The sequence below is a fragment of the Winogradskyella wandonensis genome (assembly GCF_004346845.1).
In the GTDB taxonomy this organism is placed as follows: domain Bacteria; phylum Bacteroidota; class Bacteroidia; order Flavobacteriales; family Flavobacteriaceae; genus Winogradskyella; species Winogradskyella wandonensis.
This window is the reverse complement of record NZ_SMGI01000010.1, coordinates 1-4,433: the sequence shown is the minus strand read 5'-3', so window position 1 is coordinate 4,433 and position 4,433 is coordinate 1. Positions and strand designations below refer to the sequence as shown.

Annotated in this window: 2 protein-coding genes; both read right to left on the bottom strand. The window is 37.4% G+C overall.

What is annotated here, in order from left to right:
• A partial coding sequence (locus DFQ05_RS13555) for a DUF8202 domain-containing protein (RefSeq protein WP_199222007.1) occupies positions 1 to 3,308 on the bottom strand: 3,308 nt, incomplete at its 3' end.
• 186 nt (positions 3,309 to 3,494) lie between these two features.
• On the bottom strand, positions 3,495 to 4,433 hold a 939-nt coding region (locus DFQ05_RS13550), incomplete at its 5' end, for an immunoglobulin-like domain-containing protein (RefSeq protein ID WP_132706178.1).

The window sequence follows — 4,433 nt, the reverse complement described above, 5'->3', positions numbered from 1 at the left end:
GTATCTTCGATAGAGGTAAGCCCCATGGTAAGAATACCACGTGTTTCACCAATACCATCGACTAACGTATTCACGCTCCTAGATTGTCTTTGGTCAAGTCCAGAGGCATCATCACGACCAATACCAGCGATATCAAAATTGTATCCTGTATTAGCCGATACATCCCAAATAACAGAGCCGTCACTGTCGACATAATCAATGTTACCTTCTTCAATGACTCCAGCGGTGATAGTAGGTTCTAAAGTGATACCATATTTAATGGCTAAGTAAGACTGTATTCTGTTACGCTCTTGAGTAGCATCAGCATCATTCTTACGGGCATTATAAGTGATGACCTCTGCAATTCGTCCATCAAAACTTCCTTGAAAATATTGACTTCTTCCTAGCCAATATCTTGTATTATTAACAGCTGCGAAGTCACCAACGTCTGAAGTCACAGTTCCTATTTGGTTCGCATTCATATAGATTTCCATATCACTATCAGATGCATTATGTCTAGTATTCATAATGTGAACGCGGTTATAATTTATTGCAGTGTTGGTAACACCTCTACCGTATCCATTTCCAGCCGCATTACTTGTTCCTATAGCATAACCAAAATTTTCGTTTGTAAAACGCTGAGAATAGTTACCATAGCCAAATCCTGTAACATCTTCGTCAAAAGTAGTTCCGGTTGGGTCAGTACTTGTAAATGTATCTAATGGTAAAATCGCAGTAGATATTGTAGGATCTGGTATAACTACCATAAAAATATCATTACTATTAAAGCCACCTGTTCCTTGTAAAACTTTATCTCTCGGGTCGATATATGTCATGTCCGAGCCAGCTGTGTTGGGGTCATTCTCAAAGTCTATAACAGGATTAAAATTAATGTTTCTTGCCGCACTATTTCTGTAGGTCGGTTCTAGACCTGTAGCTTTAGTCCTTGCATCATTTCCACGTCCATTATCTATCCACGCTGTAACTAAACTACCATCTGTTCCAACAGTCGTACCATCAATTCTATCGGCTCTAAGCCATAGGTCTAAATCATTAGTAACACCTCCAGGGCCGATTGTTGGATTTGTATAAGTAACACCAGTTATACTTACGTTATCCACGTAAACTAAGTCGGACGTGTCACTAGCTGCTGCTCGTATTCTAAATCTTGAATTAGACGAAAAAGTGTAATCAGAGTCTTGAAGCGTTACAGTTTTGTTATAAAATATTGTACTATTATTAATATCAAAATCACCTCTAACTGCAGAAGCACCTTCTACATCACCTGCTTCAAATATTTTTGCAATTGTCCAAGTAGTACCATCATCATCACTATATTCCACGTAGAAGAGCTCATCTTGTTCAAAATTTATTGCCGTGAAATAAAAATCGAAATCTACCTTATTGTAAGATGTGATATCCATGCTAGGAGAACAGAAAGAAGAAGCAGTACCGGAATTACTTCTTATCATTAAACTATAGCTGTTATCATATGAATTAGCAGGATTATTAACTCTAGATGCATCTGCGCCTCCTGAAGCCCAGCCATTTGTACCCGTTTCAAAACTTTCTGTATATGGCAGTGTCAATGTTGCAGCGCTACATGTCGAAACGATAGCGCCAGTTGTTACTGAAATATCATCTATTGCCATATCACTGGTAAAATCAGCACCAGTAAGTCCACTGAATCTTATTTGAATTGTTTGACCTGCATAGGCGTCTAGAATAACTGTCGCCTGCACCCAAGCTTGTGCATTACTGGTTTGTAATTCGCCTGTGGCCGACCATTCTGGAGTACCAAATGTAGCACCTCCATCGGTACTGACTTCGACATCAAGAGTCCCCATATTCGTACCATACATATGATAATAGAAAGATAGAGAAGCAGCCGTTTCTGATGTTAAGTCTATACACGGACTAATTAAATTAAATTCCGAATTAAAGTTAGGATTACTACCTTCTGTAAACAGATAGAAACTGCCTTCGTGTGCTGCACTTGGTCCTGTATTATTAGATGGAGTTCCTCCAGATTGTCTTGTCCAATCTCTATCGTCGTTAGTGGTGTCTTGACTCCAGTCTCCTAAACCTGTTTCAAAGCCTTCATTATAAGGAAATGATGCTATAGTTGTTGAGCAACTAGAACTTGTTAAATTCGATAAATCCACAATTTGTATTTCGTGATTCATCGTATTATTGTTTCTATGAGCCCAATGCGCTGCTTGTGTCGTAGAATTAAAATAGTAATTTCTCCAACCCCTACCATAAGCAGTACCGCCACCACTAGTGATTGAAGAGCCAATAATAAGAGCTTGATTTACATCTGTTAAGCCTGCTGATGAGATATCTATGGTTGACTCGTTAGCGCCATTTTGCGTATCAGAAAATCTAGTTACCGTAAGATTTGGGTTATGAAGTACATGAACAAATTGTCTATTTGTTCCATTAGAGTCATGATTTGCATTAAAGGTCCAATTTACAGTCTGGTTATTTCCTCCAGGTTGAAATAGTGGCCAGTTATCTGCAATGGCATCATTTACGCCATCTGCGTTGTTGTCACCTCTATGATGGCCAAAGATTATGGCTTCAGACCAATCATTAACATTTGTAGCGGTACCACTTCCATCAGAATTATTTCTTAATGTTATTGAAGCAGTATCACTTGCGGTATTCCCAGAGTCCCCATGTAGGACAGTCCAGTTACTACCTGTAAATTCAACTAAAGTGATATAAACAGTTACGTTATTTGCATTACTACCTTTTTCTACTCTTAAAGTCGTATTATTTTCTAAGTAAGCTATAGCAGTAGATGAGTCTGCTCCTTGAATAGCGACATTTGTTCTTATACCCGTAATAAAAGGAATACAGTTCTGTGAATTACTGATGCCCGAAATTCCAAAAGTGGTTGAGTTTGTACCTCCATTTAAATTAACGACATATCGTCCTCTAACAATCATTTCGTTGGGTCCACCAGCTGGGCCAACATATTCCCAAATCGAAGAATTTATTCTAGTATTTAATGTGTTGTTTTCCTTGTAATAAGTTAAAGCATTGGTGGCTGTTAAAACTCTAGCGGCGGCCAAATCTATTGCATTGACATCGGTTGTGGCACCTGATTGTCCTGCGCTTACTTTTCTGTTATTGTTGGCTAGTACAAAGGCACTGTTTAAAGAAGAAACAGGCGTAATACTGGTATTAGTAAAGCCATTATTTGTTACATCATCTTCGATGTGTTGTGTTAGAAAATCACTTTGGCCGTTTATTTGGCAAGTGCATAGGATAAGTGTAGATAGAATAAAAATTCTCCCTACATTAATTAAATGTATTTTCATAAAGCGGTTATGTTTATAGTTTTGGGACTATATTACCTTACAAAAATATTAAATTTAATCCATAAAAAGCAAATAAAATCGATGAAATACAGAACACATTTTCATCTTATTGAATTTCAATTAATTAAAAATTAAAAAAGCAGTGATTTATATCAAATCACTGCTTTTTTTTAAATTATTTAAGGTTTAATATCTAATTAAACGTTTACTATATACACTATTAGAAGTAGAATTAATTATTCTAATGATGTAAGGTGCTATTTCTAATCGACTTAATCCAGTTAGGTTAATTTCATTATTTACAACACTTTTAACTTCGTTAAATACTCTTCTTCCGTTTAAATCGTAAATAACAATATTAAAAGTATCTCCAGATAATTTCGCCGGAACTTTGATGATTAAGTTATCCTTAAACGGATTAGGACTTATACCAAAGACTTCAAATTTATCATCATCAATATCAAGTGTCGAATTTTCTACTGTAACTGTAGCATTACACGTTGAAGAATTACCGTTAACATCTGTAACAGTAAAAGTCACTATATTATCTCCAATATCCGCAGATGTAAATGCAGTTTGAGAAACGGAAATAGAAGCTACTCCGCAATTATCGCTTGACCCATTGTCAATGTCGTTAGCAGTAATAGTAGCATTTCCTGTTCCATCAAGTTGGATTGTAATGTCCTGAGTTGAACAAATAGGATTTGTGTTGTCAGCCACAATAACATCACGCGTCACTTGCGTCGCTGCATTACCAGCCGTATCAGTTACATTATAAGTAATGATATAAGTACCAGGTGTATTAACATCGACGGTATCGCCACCGATAGTAACTGAAAGTCCAGTTTCACAATCGGCAACAGTAGCACCTTGTTCAGTATAGATTCCGGTACAAGCTTCAACATTTACAGTAGCATTTCCATTAAGAGTTATTACAGGCGCAGTTGTATCGTTAACAGTCACCGATTGTGTAGCAGTAGCTGTAAGCCCTGCATTATCAGTCACGGTCCAGGTCACTGTAGTAGTTCCTAATGGGAATGTTGCAGGCGCATCGTTAGTCACGGTAGCGACCCCACAGTTATCCGCAGTAGTTGGCGTCCCAAGTGTTACACCAGTCGCTTCACA